General features: G+C 68.8%; 17 protein-coding genes. 11 read left to right on the top strand and 6 right to left on the bottom strand.

Annotation, left to right across the window (positions count from 1 at the left end; translation table 11 throughout):
• Positions 1–114: 114 nt before the first annotated feature.
• Both ACZ7PG_RS48605 and ACZ7PG_RS48610 read right to left on the bottom strand, forming a co-directional pair.
• A complete protein-coding gene (locus ACZ7PG_RS48605) occupies positions 115–918 on the bottom strand; it encodes a response regulator (protein WP_470246034.1) in 804 nt (267 codons plus the stop codon).
• Positions 915–2,015 (bottom strand): sensor histidine kinase, encoded by a 1,101-nt coding sequence (locus tag ACZ7PG_RS48610; RefSeq protein WP_470246486.1) that lies wholly within the window; start codon positions 2,013–2,015, stop codon positions 915–917. Before ACZ7PG_RS48610 ends, ACZ7PG_RS48605 begins: the two co-directional genes overlap by 4 nt.
• A 276-nt stretch (positions 2,016–2,291) precedes the next feature.
• On the opposite strand from ACZ7PG_RS48610, the gene ACZ7PG_RS48615 reads away from it, so the two are divergent.
• From ACZ7PG_RS48615 to ACZ7PG_RS48625, 3 genes are all read left to right on the top strand, one after another.
• On the top strand, positions 2,292–2,570 hold the full coding sequence (locus ACZ7PG_RS48615) for a hypothetical protein (RefSeq protein WP_470246035.1): 279 nt from the start codon (positions 2,292–2,294) through the stop codon (positions 2,568–2,570).
• 104 nt (positions 2,571–2,674) lie between these two features.
• Positions 2,675–3,055 carry a hypothetical protein gene (locus tag ACZ7PG_RS48620; protein ID WP_470246036.1) on the top strand — a complete coding sequence of 127 codons (381 nt, stop codon included), beginning with the start codon at positions 2,675–2,677 and terminating at the stop codon, positions 3,053–3,055.
• A gap of 212 nt (positions 3,056–3,267) precedes the next feature.
• Positions 3,268–3,465: a hypothetical protein gene (locus ACZ7PG_RS48625; protein WP_470246037.1), complete on the top strand. Its 198-nt coding sequence runs from the start codon at positions 3,268–3,270 to the stop codon at positions 3,463–3,465.
• A 60-nt stretch (positions 3,466–3,525) separates the two neighbouring features.
• Here ACZ7PG_RS48625 and ACZ7PG_RS48630 read toward each other — a convergent pair whose 3' ends face one another.
• Positions 3,526–4,302, bottom strand: a complete 777-nt coding sequence (locus tag ACZ7PG_RS48630) for a TetR/AcrR family transcriptional regulator (RefSeq protein ID WP_470246038.1) — start codon at positions 4,300–4,302, stop codon at positions 3,526–3,528.
• Between the two features lie 9 nt (positions 4,303–4,311).
• On the opposite strand from ACZ7PG_RS48630, the gene ACZ7PG_RS48635 reads away from it, so the two are divergent.
• Positions 4,312–5,472, top strand: coding sequence for an FAD-dependent oxidoreductase (locus ACZ7PG_RS48635; protein ID WP_470246039.1), 1,161 nt, complete (start codon positions 4,312–4,314; stop codon positions 5,470–5,472).
• Positions 5,469–6,326, top strand: coding sequence for a VOC family protein (locus ACZ7PG_RS48640; protein ID WP_470246040.1), 858 nt, complete (start codon positions 5,469–5,471; stop codon positions 6,324–6,326). Before ACZ7PG_RS48635 ends, ACZ7PG_RS48640 begins: the two co-directional genes overlap by 4 nt.
• Here the strand turns inward: ACZ7PG_RS48640 and ACZ7PG_RS48645 are convergent.
• The gene (locus ACZ7PG_RS48645) at positions 6,308–7,465 is read right to left on the bottom strand and encodes a mandelate racemase/muconate lactonizing enzyme family protein (protein WP_470246041.1); all 1,158 of its coding nucleotides are present in this window, start codon (positions 7,463–7,465) and stop codon (positions 6,308–6,310) included. The two genes, ACZ7PG_RS48640 and ACZ7PG_RS48645, sit on opposite strands and share 19 nt — an antisense overlap.
• Positions 7,466–7,588: 123 nt before the next feature.
• On the opposite strand from ACZ7PG_RS48645, the gene ACZ7PG_RS48650 reads away from it, so the two are divergent.
• From ACZ7PG_RS48650 to ACZ7PG_RS48670, 5 genes are all read left to right on the top strand, one after another.
• Positions 7,589–8,284: a FadR/GntR family transcriptional regulator gene (locus ACZ7PG_RS48650; RefSeq protein ID WP_470246042.1), complete on the top strand. Its 696-nt coding sequence runs from the start codon at positions 7,589–7,591 to the stop codon at positions 8,282–8,284.
• 50 nt (positions 8,285–8,334) lie between these two features.
• The gene (locus ACZ7PG_RS48655; protein ID WP_470246043.1) at positions 8,335–9,483 is read left to right on the top strand and encodes a Gfo/Idh/MocA family protein; all 1,149 of its coding nucleotides are present in this window, start codon (positions 8,335–8,337) and stop codon (positions 9,481–9,483) included.
• A 102-nt stretch (positions 9,484–9,585) separates the two neighbouring features.
• The gene (locus tag ACZ7PG_RS48660; protein ID WP_470246044.1) at positions 9,586–11,022 is read left to right on the top strand and encodes an extracellular solute-binding protein; all 1,437 of its coding nucleotides are present in this window, start codon (positions 9,586–9,588) and stop codon (positions 11,020–11,022) included.
• The gene (locus tag ACZ7PG_RS48665) at positions 11,019–13,031 is read left to right on the top strand and encodes an ABC transporter permease (protein ID WP_470246045.1); all 2,013 of its coding nucleotides are present in this window, start codon (positions 11,019–11,021) and stop codon (positions 13,029–13,031) included. The genes ACZ7PG_RS48660 and ACZ7PG_RS48665 overlap by 4 nt, the downstream gene beginning before the upstream one ends.
• The gene (locus ACZ7PG_RS48670) at positions 13,028–14,290 is read left to right on the top strand and encodes a mandelate racemase/muconate lactonizing enzyme family protein (RefSeq protein WP_470246046.1); all 1,263 of its coding nucleotides are present in this window, start codon (positions 13,028–13,030) and stop codon (positions 14,288–14,290) included. The genes ACZ7PG_RS48665 and ACZ7PG_RS48670 overlap by 4 nt, the downstream gene beginning before the upstream one ends.
• On the opposite strand, the gene ACZ7PG_RS48675 is transcribed toward ACZ7PG_RS48670, so the two are convergent.
• Positions 14,287–15,027, bottom strand: coding sequence for a ribonuclease activity regulator RraA (locus tag ACZ7PG_RS48675; RefSeq protein ID WP_470246047.1), 741 nt, complete (start codon positions 15,025–15,027; stop codon positions 14,287–14,289). The genes ACZ7PG_RS48670 and ACZ7PG_RS48675 overlap by 4 nt on opposite strands.
• Before the next feature lie 181 nt (positions 15,028–15,208).
• Between ACZ7PG_RS48675 and ACZ7PG_RS48680 the strand changes: the two genes are divergently transcribed.
• Positions 15,209–16,567: a glycosyltransferase 87 family protein gene (locus tag ACZ7PG_RS48680; protein WP_470246048.1), complete on the top strand. Its 1,359-nt coding sequence runs from the start codon at positions 15,209–15,211 to the stop codon at positions 16,565–16,567.
• On the opposite strand, the gene ACZ7PG_RS48685 is transcribed toward ACZ7PG_RS48680, so the two are convergent.
• Positions 16,501–18,138, bottom strand: coding sequence for a beta-1,3-glucanase family protein (locus ACZ7PG_RS48685; RefSeq protein ID WP_470246049.1), 1,638 nt, complete (start codon positions 18,136–18,138; stop codon positions 16,501–16,503). The genes ACZ7PG_RS48680 and ACZ7PG_RS48685 overlap by 67 nt on opposite strands.
• Positions 18,139–18,392 lie beyond the last annotated feature (254 nt).

Below are 18,392 nucleotides of genomic sequence, written 5' to 3' on the forward strand. Positions count from 1 at the left end.
GTGAGTTCCGCGAGGCGCCGCAGCGCATCGACACCTGGATGAGATTCCGACGGTTGTCCGGACACCTTGGCGTTGCCCCGGTCCTCCGGACCCCGACGTGAGGTGGCCGGAACTTCAGGCACGTCGCTTGCTCTTGTTTTCGCTCGTGGTCAGCCAGGACAACGCTCGTCTGAGCAGTCCCCTCCCGGGCCGGTTTCCGGGTTGGTCGTTGACGAGATCACCGGGTCCGACGCCGTACTCGCGGCGCAGGTCGCCGAAGCCGCGTTTGCGGTTCTCCATTTGTTCGCCGAACAGCTCAAGGATCTTCCGTTTGTGTTCCTCGATCGTCCGTTTCGACTTGTGCAGGCGGTCGGCGACCTCCTGGTCGGACAGACCTCGGTCGAGCAGGGCCAGTGTCTCCTCAAGTGGCAAGGATAGGCGGACGTCGCGGCATTGCTTGATTAACTGGCGTAGAGCGTCGTGTAGGGCGGAGGTCACGATGGTGCCATTGCGGCCGATCTCGGCCACCGCTTGCGCCAGTGCGCCGTCGTCGCCGAGGTATTTGCTGACGTACCCGGCCGCGCCGGCGGCCACGCAGCGTGCGATGGGCTCCGGCCGAGCTTCGGCGGTGTAGACGAGGACCCGCTGGCCGTAGTCGTGCACGAGTTTGCTGATTGCTCGCACGCCTTGCAGGACTGCCGTATCGCCGGTTTGCCGGTTCAGGCACAGATCCAACACGACGACGTGGCAACCGTTCTGTTGGAGATGGACGAAGTCGTCTATGGTCCCCCAACTGCCCACTTGAGTCAGCGGAAATTCGCTGACTTGTCCCAGCCCTTGCCGGTAACGAGGCTCATCGTCGATGAGAACGTAGTGCACTGGTTCGTCCGGCGCTGCCAGTGGCAGCGCGAGAGGCGGTCCCCCGGTCGCAGCGTTCATTGCTTCCTCGGCACGGTGATGTGGACTTCGGTGCCATGGCCGGGCGCCGACTCGATCCGACTCGCGCCGCCGACCACGGCGAGGTGCCGGCCGAGGATCTCGGCGATGCCGAACCCGGGCGGAGTTGTCGACATGTCGAAGCCTGGGCCATCGTCGCGAACAGTCACCATGACCTTGGTGTCGTCCGCTTGGGCAGTGACGTCGATGACCGCGCGCGGAGCGTGCTGCTCTGCGTTGGACAGCGCGGTGTCCAGAGCGCGATGTAAATGGTCCAGTACGTCCTCCGGCAGCTCGATCGACGGCTCGAGGTCGATGACGGCCCGCACGCTGGGACGCGGCCAGCGATTCAGCACGGCTTGGATCCGGTCTTGCACGCGCAACGGGTACTGAGTGCCGTCGACGAACGAACGCATATGTTCATACGTACGGTCGGCCTGTGCGACCATCGCCAGTCGAGCGTCGAGGTCGGCGTCCGCGAACCTGTCCAGCCGCAAATACGGCAGGAGGTCGTGGACGATGGCCCTGCTCCGGTCACGTTCCAGCTCAGTCACCTTCGCTTTGGCGCTGTCGGCCGTATCAGCAATCCGCCGTATGTAGCTCATGAACAGGTACGACACGATCGCGAACCCTGGGTAGGCCAGCGCGTTGGCGATCGAGGCGGCCTGCTCGGCAGGATTGCCCGTCAGCGGCAATGCGACGACCCCGGTGTAGGTCACGGCGATAAGCACCGACGTGGCGAGCGCGTGTTGCCAGCGCACCGACGCTGCTCCGATCAGGACCGTGGCGGAGAGTGTCACCGGGTACGACCACATCGCCCAGACGTTCGTGCGGTCTTCGGGGGCGACGTAGATCAGTGATGAGCAGAGCACGAATAGGGCGACAGCGAAATCCGCCGCGACCGGCCACTGCAATGGCCGTACGGATCGGCGCCGCACCAACCAGGAACACAGCGCAAGAGATTCGATGAGCACAAGGCAGAGGACGGCGAGATCAACTCCGGGTGCAGTCGATGTTCGTAGCGAGCCGCTGCTCATGGCGACCGCTGCCTGCGCCAGATCGAAGGCGCGGATGCCGGTGAATCCCCAGACGATGGTCATTTCCACGCCAGCTCTCGTTTCAGCGAGGCGCGAGACCGACTGCGACGTCATGCCGACCGCCAACGGGAAGACTGTGAGATCAACACCCGGCAAACACCGTACTTTCCCGGTGGAAACCGAGGCGGGCAACGCAGATGCTTGTCAAACATTCCCATCACCATCCAGATCCGCGAAAGGATCGCTATGAACACCACTATCGGGACAGCCGCTCTTCCTGTTACGTGCGGCAGATAGCGAGGGCGAGGTTTGTTACTGATCGGCGCCGCCCTGATGGGTGTGTTCCTGCCCGTCGCCGCCGCGCCGGCATCGGCGGCCACTGTCCGCGGCGGCGTGGACATGCAGGCAGCGTGCAACAACCAGTACTCCGGACAGGGGCAGCTGGCGAAGATCAGAACCTTGAACGTCTACGGCTGGAAATGCGTCTCCGGGTCGGTCCCGGTCGCGGACGGCGACATCGATGTGTGGAAACAATGCCGTACGCAGTACAACAGGGCGAATGCTTACGGCGGCTTCAGGAGCTACTCCGATCCGTACAGCTGGTACTGCGCCTACTGATCTCGTAGCCCATCGAACGAACGTGTGCCGTCTCTCTTCCCCCGCGAGACGGCAAGATTGTATATCGAGAGGTGAGAGCGATGTCCTTATTTAGCAAACGCAAGGTGGATCAGCCGCAGGCGGTCAGTGTCAACGCCATGCAGGCAGTGGAATCGGACTTCACCGAGAGATTCAAGGCGTGGCTGAGCGCCGTCGAGCGAGCCCAGGCCGAGTTGGATGCGGACGCTCTGACACCTGACATCCTCTCGGCAGCCGGGGCGATACCCGTGCCGCAGGCGGGCGCCGGGCTGCTGAACCGCACGCAGCAGGTCTACATCTGGTCGTATGCGCGCAGTTTCACGGATCGGATGCTGGAGAACAAGAAGATTGAGGCTTCGGCGGCCGCGTATCGACTGGAAGATTCGGGAGCCGACGCCACGCGTGCGCGCCGGGCGGCCGACTATTGGGCTAGTGTGGCAGCCCAGACGGCGCAGTTGCTGGCCTGACGGGTGTCAGTCGCCGGAGGGGACTGTAAAACGAGCGACCGGCTGCTTCCCTCCGGCGACCCACATAGGCACGAGGCTGCGTATCAACGGATGGTTCTCTGCTGCGAAATTTGCCGACCAGCCAGTGGCCGGTTACGCCCGTCGTCAGGACTCTTCAACGCCTTTTGTTAAGTGCACTCAACATCCCGGCTGTTGGTCGCTGCTACGTCGTCGTGGCTGGATCGCTGGAGGCGTCCGCCGTCGCCACCCAGGATGTGCGGTGCAAGGAACGGGCCGGGTGGGTCCCCACGTGGGTTGCGGTCGAGCGCGCGGTGGAGGACGTGCTCATTCCGCAGTACGCCGGTGACCTGGCTCGCGAGCGGCAGCACAAGGAGCGGCAGCTCGCGGTGGCGCGGGGGATCAACGGCTGACGAGCGTCAAGGCCGGGGGCGCGGTGGGCGGTGATGGGGCAGCTGGTGAGCCGCTGGCTCCTAGGACTGGGCTCGCGCGAGGATTCCGCGGATCAGTACGTCCACCGACCAGGCGAACCTCTCCTCGCCGGTGCCCGACATGATCTCCGTCCTCGCCGCGTGGATGCGGGGGTACTCCGTCGCCGGGGCTCGGTTGATTGCCTGGGCTACCGGGCCGTCCGGGGCTCCCGGGTCCGCGCCGAGTGCCTGCTCTGCCGCTACCGATGTGATGAGCATCGTCAGCATGTCGATCGCCCACGCTGCGGTCTTCTGGTCGACGCCCGCTTCGGCCAGGAGTTCCAGGACGGCTTCGGCGATGCGTAGTGCGTTGGGGCCCACCGCCGTCGTTCGGAACGCCATCAGCGCTACCGCCGGGCTGCTCATCAGGACTTCGGCGTACGAACGGAGGAGTCCTTCGAGGCGGTCGCGCCACGAGCCCTCCGTCTCGTCGATCTTGACGTCCGCCAGCGCGCGGTCCAGCACGAGCGCCTGGAGTTCGCTCATGTCGTTCACGTACACGTAGAGCGATGCCGGGCCCGTGTCGAGCGCCTTCGCGATCTTGCGGAGGTTCATCGGGCCGCCGTCTTCCGCGGTGATCTGGCGCAGTGCCTCCTCGACGATCGCGTCGCGGCTCAGGGGCGGCTTGGCCGGTCTGGTGCGGCGGCTCTCGACCTCGGGGGCTCTGAACGGATCACGCTGGGGCACTGGCGAACGGTATTCGTCGCGAGCCTTGTTCTGCAACTTGACGAACAACGATCGTAACGAATAACGTTCGTTAAGAGCCGCGGTCGGCTCCATGACCTAGGGGTGATCACCACGTCCGAAAACACCATCGCCATCGTGGGCGCGGGCCTGAGCGGCCTCGTCTGCGCACGCATCCTCCAGCGCAACGGCATGCCCGTCACCGTCTACGAAGCCGATGCCACGCCGGATTCCCGGCGGCAAGGCGGATCGCTCGACATCCACGAGGACACCGGGCAGCTCGCGCTCAAGGAAGCCGGTCTCTACGAAGCGTTCCGCGCTCGGACCCACGTCGGCGGGGAGGACATGCGCCTGCTCGACAAGACCGGGCGGGTGCACGTCGACCGGCGTGAACCCGCGGGAGGCAGCGGGCGGCCGGAGATCGATCGGACGGAGCTGCGGCAGCTGCTCCTCGAGTCGCTGGACCCGGACACCATCGCCTGGGGGCGCAAGGTCGTCGCCGCGCGGTCCGTCGACGCCGGGCATGCGCTGGAGTTCGCGGACGGCTCCGTGGTCCGCGCCGATCTCGTCGTCGGCGCCGACGGCGCGTGGTCGAGGATCCGGTCGCTGCTGACTCCGGTGAAGCCCCACTACACCGGGATCACCGTGGTCGAGCTGCGCCTGACCGACGCGGCCGTCGAGCACCCGGAAGCGCTCGCGCTCACCGGGCGGGGAAGCTTCTTCGCGCTGTCCGACAACAGGTACATCGGTGGGCACGGCGGGAACACCATCGCGTTCGGCTGCGGCCTGCGCGTCCCCGAGAGCTGGGTCACCGACAGCGGAATCGACTGGCACGAAACGGAATCCGTGCGCGCGGGGCTGCTGCGCGAGTACCCCGACTGGGTCCCGGCCCTGACCGACCTGATCCGCGAGTGCGACGACGGCGCCATCTGGCCCCGGCCGATCCACGCCCTGCCGACGGGGCTCACCTGGGAGCGGGTCCCCGGTGTGACGCTGGTCGGCGACGCCGCGCACCTCATGTCGCCGTTCGCCGGCGAAGGCGCCAACATCGCGCTGATCGACGGCGCCGATCTGGCGCGGGAGATCCTCGACGGCTCCGACGTCGAAACCGCGCTCGCCCGCTACGAGAAAACGATGTTCCCGCGCGGTGCTCAAGCGGCCGCGGCGTCGCAGAAGGGTCTCGACATGATGTTCGTCGACGGCCGGCCGGTGAAGCTGATCCTGTTCTTCAAGGGCATGTCCGCCGTTTCGAGGTTGGCCCGATGACCACCACCGGCCGGCTGACGCTGGGCGCCGTCGAACTGACGGTCGCCGACCTGGACCGCAGCCTGGACTACTACACGCGGTCCATCGGCCTGAAGATCCTCGACCGCGAGGCCGGGAGCGCGTGGGTGGGAGTGCCCGGTCGGGTGCTCGCCGTCCTGCGGGAACGACCCGGTGCGGGCCTCCCGCCGGCGTCGAGCCCGGGGCTCAGCCACTTCGCGCCCCAGGTTCCGGCGCCCGCCGACCTGGCCCGGTTCGTGAAGCACTACGCGGCCGAGCACGCCGAGTTCGAGCTGGCGAACCACAGCGTCGCGCACTCGTGCTACGTCGTGGACCCGGACGGTCACTGCGTGGAGGTCACCTGCGCCCGCCCGCGCGAGGAGTGGCGCTGGCAGGGCGACCAGCCGGCGGTCGTCGCCGATCCGATGAAGCTGACCGACTTCACCGACGAGCCCGGCGCGGACGAGCCGTTCACCGGGCTGCCGGCGGGGACCGAAATGGGGCACGTCCAGCTGAAGGTGACCGACGCCGAGCTGAAGGCCACCGAGCCCTTCTACGTCGACCTGCTCGGGTTCGACGTCCAGGGCAGGCTGGGCACCATGTTCCTCGCGATCGGGGTGAGCGAGCACCGGGCACTGCTCGTCCTCACCAACCGGTTCAGCCCGGACGGTGGCGTGCCCGTCCCCGAGGACACCGCGCGCCTCGTCGGCGTCGACCTGCTGCTGCCCACGGCGGACGACGTGCACGCGCTGGCCGGACGGCTCGCCGCGGCCGGCTACCCGCACGCGCTTTCGGCGGACGTGCTGGAAGTGTTTGACCCGTCCGGAAACCTGCTGCGCTACTCGAACACTCCGTAGCCCTCGACGGCGTGGGCCCGGACGCCGTCCATGTCGAGCTCCACGCCGATGCCGGGGGTGTCGGGAAGCGTGATGTAGCCGTCCTTGACGATCGAGCCGCTCCCGTCGGGGGCGTGGACGTAGCTGTCCCACACCGCGCGTTCCTCGAGGGCGTGCCATTCCTGGACGAGGAAGTTGGGGATCGCGCCGCATTGGTGCGACGTGGCCATCGTGCCCAGCGGCGTCGACACCAGGTGCGGGGCGAACGGAACATAGTGCAGCTCCGCGAGGTTGGCGATCTTCTTGGCCTCGGCCAGTCCGCCGCACTTCGGGACGTCCGGCTCGATGACGTCCACGGCGCCGCGTTCCAGCAGCTCGCGGAATCCCCAGCGCAGATACAGGTTTTCGCCGGCGCAGATCGGCGTGCGGGTCTGTTCGCGCACCCGCACCAGCGCGTCGACGTTCTCCGCCGGCAGTGGCTCCTCGAGCCACATCAGGTGGAACGGCTCGAGCTCCCACGAGATCCGGCACGCGCTCGGCACGTCGTAGCGGGCGTGCAGGTCGATGGCCAGATCGACATCCGGTCCGATCGCTTCCCGGACGGCGGCCACGCGCTCGACCATCGAGCGCAGCTCGGCGGCGTTGATCGTGTGGTTGAAAGTGTCGAACTTGGCCGGGTGCTTCAGGTTGTCGATGTCGAACTTGATGGCGGTGAAGCCTTCGGCGACCATCCGCTGGGCCCGGTCGACGCACCCGGCGACCGAACCCGCCGGGTCGTCGCCGTCGCCGCAGTCGGCGTAGAGGCGGATGCGGTCGCGGAACTTCCCGCCGAGCAACCGGTAGACCGGCTGACCCGCGGCCTTGCCCGCGAGGTCCCACAGCGCGAGCTCGATCCCGGACAGCGCGATCACGAACACCCCGCTCTGGGCGCCCGCGAAAACCTTGCTGCGCCGCAGTTTCTCCCAGCACCGCTCGACGTTGCGCGGGTCTTCGCCGATCAGGAGGGGTGTCAGGGAGTCGATCATCCCGACCACCGCGCCCGCGCCGGCGTCGGGATTGGCCTCGCCGAAGCCGCTCAGGCCCTCGTCGGTGTCGATCCGCACCAGGGTGGCCTGTCCGTGGTAGGCCACCACCGCCGTCGTGACGTTCACGATCCGCATTGCTCTCCCGCCGCTGAGTAGTGCCGGTGAAAGGTCTGTCGCGAAGTCCAACTTGTCCTATAAGCTGATGACATGCCAAGGAGACAAGAGTCTCCGGACGCTGTCAAGGTCCGGACTCTTCCGGTGCAGGTGGCGGCCCACCTGACCCGGCGCATCGTCAGCGGTGAAATCGAAGATGGCCGGGCCCCGTCGGAGCTCGACATCTCGAATGAGTTCGGGGTGTCCCGCGTGGTGGCGCGGGAGACCCTCAAGATCCTTGCCTCGTTGGACATCGTCGAGGTCGCGCAGGGCCGCCGCGTCGTCGTCCGCCCGCGCGCGGAGTGGGACTACCTGAGCCCGTTGCTGATCGAGTGGCTGCCGACGGAGACCGTTGACGAACTGCTCCAGGAGCTGTATCAAATGCGGGCACTGCTCGAGCCCGAACTCGCCGCGATGGCCGCGGCCGGCATCACCGACGAGACGCTGGCGCGGCTCAAGGGCGAGATCGACCGCATGGCCGCGCTCGAAACGGATCCCGAGGCCTACCTCGAGGTCGACCACGAATTCCACATGGAAATCTGCCGGGCGGCCGACAACCGCATCCTCGACCGGATCATGTACTCCGCCCGCTGGCTCGGCACGGCCAGCCGGCGCGTCACCAACGAGGCGCCGGCCGGGTTGCGCCGGGCCACCGCCCAGCACACCGAGATCTACGAGGCGCTCGTGGCGCGCGACCCGGCAGCGGCCCGCGAGGCGATGCGCAAGCACCTGAGCAACAACTTCTCCACGCTCCTCGCGGAGAAGAAGCAGCGAAGCAAGCGGGCCGCCAAGCGGCGTTAGCACCCCTGCACGACCGAGTTCCGCCAACTGTCGACGAGGACGGACGAGGCATGGCAGCACCTGCGATCCCGCCGATCCGGCTGGGGCTGATCGGTACGGGGCTCGCGGTCGAGAAGCTGCACTGGCCGGCGTTGTGCGGGCTCGCCGACCGGTTCGCCGTCACCGCGTTCACCGACTCTTCCGCCGACCAGCGCACGAGGTTCGCCGCCTACAGCGGGGTCGATCCGGCCCGGGCCGTCGCCGACCGGGCCGCGTTGCTGGCCCGCGACGACGTCGACGCCGTGCTGATCTCGGTGCCGATCCCGCACCTGTACGAAGTCGCGTGCGACGCGCTCGCGGCGGGCAAGGACGTGTTCTGCGAGAAGCCCGCCGGCGGCGACGCCGAGCAGGCCGCGGCCTTCCTGGCCCTGGCGGCCGGACACCCGGACCGCACCTTCATGGTGGGGGAGAACTACTTCTACCGCGACGACCTGCGCTACGCCCGCGCGTTGCTCGACGACGGCGCGATCGGCCGCCCGCACCTGATGGCGTGGCGGCACGCCGGCCGGTCGGTGCCCCGGGCGGGCGGGTTCACCGGCACGCCGTGGCGGCAGCGGCCGCAGTACCGCGGCGGTGTGCACCTCGACTTCGGCGTGCACCACATCGCCCAGATCCGGCTGCTCTGCGGCGACGTCGCGCGGGTGCACGGTGCCGTGCAGGCGGCCAACAGCACGATCGACGCACCGTCGGACCTCACGCTCAACCTCGTCTTCACCGGAGGCGCCATCGGCAACTACACCGCGTCCTTCCCCGAAATCCCGGTGCCGCCCGAACCCAACGACATGCGGCTGTACGGCACCGAAGGCGTGCTCGTGCTCGGCGGATCCGAGTCGGAGCGCCGCGTGACGCGCAGCAGTCCCGACGCCACCGCCCACACGACCGTCTTCCGCGGCAGCGACAACGGCTACCGCGCGGAGCTCGCCGACTTCGCCGACGCCGTGCAGTTCGGCGTGCGGCCGGTCGGCAGCGTCGCCCAGAGCGTGGCCAACGCGATGGTCGTCCTGCGGGCGCTCGACTCCGCGGACCGGGCGGCCGCACTGGCGCTCGACCCCGTGCCCGGCGCGGGCCCGGTACCGCTGTGGCGGCCCCGCGGCTCGGCCGGCCTGTTCGACGGGCTGCCGGGACACCGCATCAGCAGCACGGCGTCCTTCGCCGCGTGAACGACCCAGCTCGAAGCTCGCAGCTTTGAAAACTCGCAGCGTGGCACTCGCCTCGCTGCCCCCGCCGGTCGCAACGTCGCCCCGTCGGTACGAGGAGTTGTCATGGAAGAGAAAACTGACCTGTCGAGGCGCACCTTCCTCGGGATGAGCGCGGGGGTGAGCGCGCTGGGCGTGCTCGGTCTCGCCGGCTGCGGGAGCGGTCCCGCACCCGCGCCGCAGGTCGACGTCCAGGTGCCCAAGGCACTGCTTGACCAGGCGGCGGCGCTGCGCGGCGGGTCGGTGGGGATGCTGTCGCAGAAGCTGTACTCGGAGGCCGCCAACAAGGCGCTGGACAAGTCGCTGCAGGTGTTCGCACAGGCCACCGGCACCACGGTCCGCAACGACCTGGTTTCCGGGGACGCCGGCGACATGGTCGCGAAGATGGACGCCGAGGTGAAGGCGGGCACCAACCGCGATCTGGCCTTCATGAGCGATCTGCGGTTCGTCGGCCAGCTCCACAACCTCGGCGCCCTGACCGACGTCACCGACGTGGTCACCGAGATGAAAGCGCTTTACGGGGAGCCCGCGACGGAGGCGACCAACTACTGCGTGTTCGACGGGCGCTGGTTCGCGATCCCGTACCACTTCATCGCGTCCGGGATGTACCTGCGCAAGGACTGGTACGCGGAAAAGGGTCTCCCGCTCAAGCCTCACTACACGTGGGAAGAGCTGCGCGACAACGCGTTGGCGGTGTCGGACCCGGCCAAGCGGCGCTTCGGCTGGGGGCTCACGGTGAACCGCTCCGGGGACGCCAACGGCTTCATCCAGAACGTCATCAGCACCTACGGCGGCGCGATCGCGGACAACACCGGCACGAAGGTGGTGTTCAACTCGCCGGAGACGGTCGCCGCCGTCACGTTCATCGGCGACATCTACACGAACCCGAAGTACGCGCCGATGCTGCCACCCGGGATCGGCAGCTGGACCGACTCGAGCAACAACGAGAACTGGCTGGCCCAGATCCTGGGGCTCACGCTCAACCAGTTCAGCGTCTACGCCGACTCGAAGACCAAGAAGAACCCGGTCTACGCCAACACCCACCCGTTCAACGGCGCCACCGGACCGGCGATCGACCAGCCGCTCGCGTACGGCCAGTCCAACTCGTTCGTCGTGTTCAAGGGGGCGAAGAACCCCGACCTCGCCAAGCTGGTGGCGAAGTTCATGGTCAGCGGGAGCGCGCTGCTCGGGGTCGCGAAGGAAGCACCGTGCCTGGTCAACCCCGCGTGGGACAAGGTGTGGGACTCCGACCCGTACTACACCACCGGTGACCCGGCCTTCGCGGCGCTGCGGGAGCAGACCCGCGTGAAGCTCCCGCTGAAGACCCGGACCGGCTACGCGTTCCCCCAGGCCCCGAGCCCCGGCGAGCAAGCGTCCATCGCCGCCTACCTGCTGACCGACATGATGCAGTCGGTCATCCAGGGCACCCGGCCGGCCGACGCCGTCGCCTCGACCCACGCCCGGATCGTGCAGATCTTCGAGCAGCAGGGCTACAAGCAGTGACCATCCTGCGTCCGAAGAGGACACCGGCCGCGCCGGCCCGGCCGGCGCCGAGCTCGTCGTCGCTCACGCCGACGCAGCGGCGGCTCGGGCGGGACTGGCGCCTCGCGGCGGTGTTCATCGGGCCGACGCTGGTGCTGGTCGCCGGCCTGATCCTGGTGCCGATCGTCAGCTCGGTCTTCACCAGCTTCACGGAACGCCACGGCGCGGAAACGGTCTTCGCCGGGCTGGGCAACTACACCGCGCTCATCGGCGACGCCCTGTTCCACAAGGGCGTGCTCAACTCGTTCGTCTTCACCGCCTACGCCGAGATCTTCAAGGTGGTCCTCGGGCTCATCGCGGCGTTGATGCTGCACCACATGCGGCGCGGGCGGGCGCTCATCGCCGGGGTGATCCTGCTGCCGTGGGTGATCCCGACGGTCGTCACGGCGTTCACGTGGCGGTCGCTGCTCGACCCGATCTTCGGCAGCGTCAACGTCCTGCTGACCGACTCGGGGATCGGGCCCGCCCTCGCCGCGATGGGGCTCGTCGACAAGTGGCCCGCGGAGTGGCTGTCCGATCCCGCGCTCGCGCTGCCGGCGGTCATCCTGGTCAACGTCTGGAAGGGCGTCCCGTTCTTCACGGTGACGTTCCTCGCCGGGCTCAAGGCCATCGACAGCGGGCTCCACGAGGCGGCGATGGTGGACGGCGCGTCGCCGTGGCAGCGCTTCGTGCACATCACGCTGCCGGGGCTGCGGCCGGTCATGATCGTGACGGTGCTGCTGTCGTCGATCTGGACGTTCAACAACTTCGACCTGATCTGGCTGATGACCCAGGGCGGACCGGGGGACGCCACCGCCCCGTACGTGATGGTGGCCTACTCGAAGGCCATCCAGCAGCTGCAGCCGGGCGCGGGTGCCGCGGTCACGCTGGTGATGCTGCCGATCATCGCCGTCCTGGTGGTGATCCTCGTGCGGATGATGCGGCGCACCGACCAGCCGGGCGCCGCGGACCTGGGGCGACGGCGGCTGAGTCCCGCCCAGCGCCGGGCCCTGCCGTGGGTGATCGTCGCGGGCTCGGCGCTCGTCCTGGTCTGGGCGTCGCCGCACATCGTGTGGAAGGCCGCGCTCGTGCTGGGCGTGTTCGTGGTGCTCGCGGCCGCCGTCGGCCGGGTCGTCTCGGTGCTCGCCATCCGGGGCAACCGGCTGGCCGCCCGCGTGGTCGGCGTCACCGGCTCGGCGGCCGCGCTGGTGGCCCTGCTGGGTTTCGTGCTCGCCCCGCTCTACTGGATGACGGTCACGGCCTTCAAGTCCGACGACCAGATCGTCGCGCGCACCGACGACCTCTGGCCGGCCCCGTGGACCACCGAGCAGTTCACCAACCTGTTCACCGGGGCGTTCGGCACCTGGTACGTCAACACGATCCTGGTGTCGGTCGCGTCCACCGTGATCGCCCTGGTCTGCGCGGCACTGGCGGGTTATGCGCTGGCGCGGTTGAAGTTCCGGGGTTCGGAGAGCTTCACCGTGACGATCCTGCTCACCTACGTCATGCCGGGCGCGCTGCTGTTCATCCCGCTGTACCAGCTGATGAGCGGGATCGGGCTCAACGACTCGCTGTGGTCGCTGGTGCTCGCCTACCCGACGTTCACCCTGCCGTTCGCGACGTGGCTGCTCGTCGGCTACTTCAAGTCGATCCCGGCCGACCTCGAGGAGGCCGCGCTGGTCGACGGCTGCACGCGGCTCGGGGCGTTCCGCCGGATCGTGCTGCCGCTGGCCAAACCGGGCTTGCTCGCGGTCGCGCTGTTCACGCTCACCAACGCGTGGAACGAGTTCCTGTTCGCGTTCGTGTTCATCACCAAGGACGAGAACAAGACGCTGCCGGTCGGCATGCAGTCGATGATCTTCGGCGACGTCGTGCCGCAGGGACAGCTGGCCGCCGCCTCGCTGCTGGTCAGCATCCCGGTCGTGCTCATGTACGGGTTCGGGCAGCGGTTCCTGACCGAGGGCCTCACCGCGGGGGCGGTAAAGGGATGATCAGCGAGGAACACGTCGCGACCGCGTCCCGGCCGAGTGACCTGCGCATCACCGACCTGCGGGTGGCCACCCTGGCCGGGGTGCCGTTCCGCTCGTCGATCATCCGGATCGACACCAACCAGGGGCTGGTCGGCTACGGGGAGGTGCGCGACGGCGCCAGCGCCACCTACGCGCTGATGCTCAAGAGCCGTCTCGTCGGGGAAAACCCCTGCAACGTCGACAAGATCTTCCGCAAGATCAAGCAGTTCGGGTTCCACGGCCGCCAGGGCGGCGGGGTCTCCGGCGTCGAGATGGCAGTGATGGACCTGGCCGGCAAGGCGTACGGAGTACCCGCGTACGCGCTGATCGGGGGCCGGTTCCGGGACGAGATCCGGTGCTACGCGGACACGCCGTCGCTGCCGGACCCGCACGCGATGGGGGCCCGGCTGCTGGAACGCAAGCAGCGCGGGTTCACGATGCTGAAGATGGACGTCGGCGTCGACCTGCTGTGGGACGTGCCGGGGGCGTTGATCGCGCCGCCGGGCGCCCGTTCGGACGTCACGACGATGCACCCGTTCACCGGCATCCAGGTCACCGCGCGCGGTGTCGAGCACCTGGTGTCCTATGTGGACATCGTCCGGTCGGTCGTCGGCTACGACGTCGCGCTGGCGGCCGACCACTTCGGCCACATCGCCCTCGACTCGTGCATCCGGATCGGCCGCGCGCTGGAACCGTTCACGCTGGCGTGGATCGAGGACCTGATCCCGTGGCAGCTGACCGACCAGTGGCGGCAGCTGACCGAGGCCGTCGCCGTCCCGACGTGCACGGGGGAGGACATCTACCTGCTCGACGGCTTCCGTCCGTTGCTGGACGCGGGTGCCATCCGCGTCGTGCACCCGGATCCGGCGACGGCGGGCGGGATCGCGGAGACCAAGCGGCTCGGCGACTACGCGCAGGAGCGCGGGGTCGCGATGGCGCTGCACCTGGCGGCGTCGCCGATCGCGACGATGGCGTGCGTGCACCTGGCCGCGGCCACGGAGAACTTCCTGGCGCTCGAACACCACGCGGCCGAGGTGGAGTTCTGGAGCGACCTCGTCACCGGCCTGCCCCGCCCGCTGATCCAGGACGGCCGCATCACGGTGCCGGACACGCCGGGCCTGGGGTTCGGCGACCTCGACGAGGAGGTGCTGCGCCGCCACCTCGACCCGCGCGACCCGGTGTTCTTCGCCGAAACGAAGCACTGGGACGGAGAGTCGAGCCACGACCGGCTGTGGAGCTAGGCGCGGCCGTTTTCCGCCCGCCAGCGCTCGTACTCGGGCCGGGCCTCGTCCGACAGCGGGTAGTACAGCCGCATGTCGCCGCCCTCGGACAGGCGGATGCGGGAGAACTCCTCCCACTCCGCGTGTTCCTGGGCGTGGGCCACCAGAGCTGGGGCGAGCTTGACCGGTACCACGACCGCGCCGTCGTCGTCGGCGACGATGATGTCGCCCGGCTCGACGAGTGTGCCGCCGCAGGCCACGGGCACGTTGACCGCGGCCGGGACGATGCCGGTCTGGGTGTGGAAGTTCGGGGTGGCGCCGCGGATCCACAGCCCGAGGCCGAGCCGCTTGGCCTCGCCCGTGTCGCGCAGGCACCCGTCGACCACGACGCCGGCGCCGCCGCGGCCCTTGAAGAACGTCAGCATCATCTCGCCGAACACGCCGCTCTCCATGTCCCCGCGCGCGTCCACGACGATCATGTCGCCCGGCTGCGCGTGGTACATGACGTGCCGGTGCAGCTGCTTTTCCGGTTCCTCGTACTCGTCGACGGGGTAGAGGTCCTCCCGCTTCGGCAGGAACTGCAGCGTCAGCGCCGGGCCGGCCACACGCACGCCGGGGGTCACCGAAACCGGGCCGCGGATGAAAGCGCTGCGGATGCCCATGCGGCTGAGCTCGCCGCTGGCCGTCGCGCTGCCGATGGCCGCGAGCGCCGCGCTGAGCTCGGCGGGCGGGCGAACGATGTCGTGCGTCTCGACCACGTCGGTTGCTCCCTCAGGTCCGCGCTGACGGTGACTTCCGGAGGAGATCTTGAGTCGAGCCTACCCGCTCGGCGACGCGCCGAGGGGCAAAGATCGATCCGAGCCCGCTGCGGAAGGCCGAACCCGATCGAGTGATCGTCGCTGTTTAGACTGGCCCGCGTATCTAGGGAGGGATATAGCGGTGACAACCGTCGTTGCTGATGTGCGGGTCGAGCGCAAGTTGCCGGCGCCGGTGTGGTGGACGGTGCTTTCCGGCGTCGTGCTGCTGGTGGCGGTGGTGGGGTACACCGTGTGGACCGGGCTCTGGACCGCGACCGGCGTGTACCTCGAGGACTTCGTGTCGTACGTGGCCACCGGCCGGGCGGTGCGGGCGGGGCAGCCGCTGTACGAGCCGGGTATCTCGCACTTGCCGATGATCGGCGGCACCTTCAAGTACACGCCGTTCGCGGCCGGGGTTTTCGCTGTGCTGTCCGCGGTTCCGCAGCTGCTGTTGCCGATGGTGGCGGTGCTGGCGAACCTGTTCGCGCTGCTGGCGGTGGTCTGGATCGCGCTGGGCAAGCAGGGGTACGCGGCCGATCACGGCCGGGTCGCGGCGACGGCGGCGTTGACGGCGCTGGCGTTGCCGCTGCAGCCGGTGCTCATGAACTTCACGGTGGGTCAGGTGAACCTGATCCTGGTCCTGCTGGTGCTGGCGGACCTGACCGGCCGGGATCGCTGGTGGAGCGGCGTCGGGGTCGGGCTGGCGGCGGGGATCAAGCTGACGCCGGGGTTCTTCATCGTCTATCTGCTGCTGACGCGGCGGTTCCGGGCCGCGGCGGTGGCGACGGGGACGTTCGTGCTGACCGTGCTGGCCGGGTTCGTGGCGTTGCCGCACGATTCGGGGGTGTTCTGGTCGGCGAACGTGGCGGATCCGTCGCGGATCACGGGTACCGCGGCCAGTGCGATCTCGCCGGAGAACCAGTCGATCCGGGGTGCGGTGTCCCGGTTGCTGGGTGTCGCGGACGTGGCCGGTCCGGTGTGGATTCCGGTGGCGGTGGTGGTGGCGTTGCTGGCGTTGTGGGTCGCGGTGCGTGCGCATCGGCAGGGGCGTGAGCTGCTGGCGGTGTGCGTGGTCGGGGTGGCGATGGTGCTGGTGACGCCGTGGACGTGGACGCATTACTGGGTGTGGCTGGTGCCGTTCTTCGTGATGGCGGCCTGTGGTGCGTGGCGGTCCCGGACGTGGTTGCCGGCGGCGGCGCTGGTGGTGGTGTACCTGTTGGTGTTCGGCTGGCGGGTGAGTGACCGGGCGGACGCTCCGATCGTCGGGCTGGTGGTTCTTCCGGAGAGTTATCCGCCGGTGTTGCAGGCCGCGGCTCATGCGCTGTACATCGTGCTGGCGGCGGTTTTGCTGGTCCTAGCGGCCGTCCGTCCCGGCTGGCTGAACCCGGGAGGCCTGGCCGCGCCCCCGCTTGACCGCGGCCAGACCCCCGGTGGTCACCGGGTGAAGGTGAACCAGTTGATGTTCACGAAGTCCGACGAGCCGCCGCCGAACGTCAGGTAGACGTCGTGCACTCCCGTCGCTGAGCCGACGATGTTCGCCGGCACCGTCTGCCAGTTCTGCCAGCCGCCGTTGTTGGCGAAGTCGATCTCCGCGAGCACCGGGCCCGACGTGCTGTCGACGCGGGCCAGGATCGCGCCGCTCACCCCGGCGGCCGCGCCCGAGGCCAGGCGGGCGACGAACTGGCGCGGGGAGCTCGAACCGAAGTCGACGCCGGAGTACTTCAGCCAGTCGCCGCCGGCGATCCAGCCGACGTCGGTGCCGCCTTCGCCGCAGGCCTCGTTCTGGGTGCCGCTCTGGGCGCTGAACGACTCCGCCTGGATCGTCGAGTAGGCGCTTGTGCCGCCGCTGGGCGGAGGTGTCGTGCCGCCGCCCGCGCCCGGGCCGAGCGCGACCGTCCAGGACGTCGGCGCCGGGTCCTGGAGGTGGCCGTCGACCGGCTGGGCGCCGGTCGGGCCGACGTCGTCGTACGGAAAGGCGTAGCCGATCGTCGCGTGCTGGTGGACCAGCCGCGCGTAGTGGTTCGTCGTGGGGTCCTTGTAGTATTGGGACGGCGGGACGCCGTCGGGCTGGTTGTTGCCGCCGCCGACCAGCAGGCTGCTGCGGTTGAGCGCGGCCGCGAGGCGGGCGGCGATCGCGCCGCGGGCGTCCCCGCCGGAGTTGTACAGCGGCCCGCTCGCGCAGCCGAAGATGTCGATCGCGCTCGGCTTGGTGAACGGCACGCCGTTGGTGTTCAGGCCGGCGAACACGATCGTGTCGCCGCTGACCGTGCCCGTGTAGGAGCCGATGCTGCCCTGGCCGTTGATCGTCAGCGGGGTCGAGCGGTAGTGGTCCCAGACGGCGTTCAGGTAGCCGGTCCAGTAGCCGCCGAAGTCGGTCGGGGAGTGCCCGGGCGCGAGCACCCGCACCACCTTGCCGGACGTGTCGGTGACGACCAGCCGGTCCCACGGGGCCCCGTCCGTGTTGTGCTGGGCGCGCAGCCCGTCCGCGATCGCCCCGAGCGCGCCGTCCGGCAGCGGGCTGACCGACTGCGCGCCGGCCGCGCCCGTCGTCGCCATGGACACCGGCAGCGCCACCATGTCGACGTAGCTGATGTTCGCGTAGAGGTTCGCGCTGTTGTAGGTGAACTCGCAGAACGTCCAGTTCGTCTGCCAGTTCGGGTCCGAGCTGGTGAAGCCCGGCTGCACGAGCCCGGGGCCCGGGTTCACGAAGAACTGGATCCTCTTGTCCGCCGAGAACCAGACCCGGCCGCCGATGATGTAGTCGTGCAGCGTCACCGTGACCTGTGACCCGGAGCCGCCCAGCGGGATGGCGTAGTCCGGGATCGGCGTCACCGGCGAGGACGGGTTGGACAGGCGGTGGAACTGGCCGTCGGCGGTCACGAAGCCGGGCCAGCCGGAACTGTCCGCGCCGCTGATGTAGGCGTAGACGGTTCCGTTGCCGGAATTGTTCTTCAACGTCAACGGCAGGGCCGCCGCGGCCCGCGCTTTCGGCGCGGTGACGGCAGACCACAGTGGCGCGCTGGTCACGGCGGCCGCGAGACCGGCGGTGACGAAGGTACGCCTGGACAGCATGGCGCCTCCTCGGGGAGGGCGGCGACGTGCGTGGCGGCGACACGTGTCCGCGGGGTGGGGGAAGCCGAACGCTAAGTACGTGACGCCGACGTGGTCAACACCACCAGGTCAGGTGTGGTACGAGCGGCCGCCGAGCCTGCCCTCCCGTACAGGTGCGCCATTCGGAGCAATGCGTGGCAAATGTCCACCGGGAACACGAAGAACGCAATTCCGGAGATGCTTCCTACTCCATTCGTGGCGTACTCATCCGGAGC

It is taken from the genome of Amycolatopsis sp. NPDC114504, from assembly GCF_055633595.1.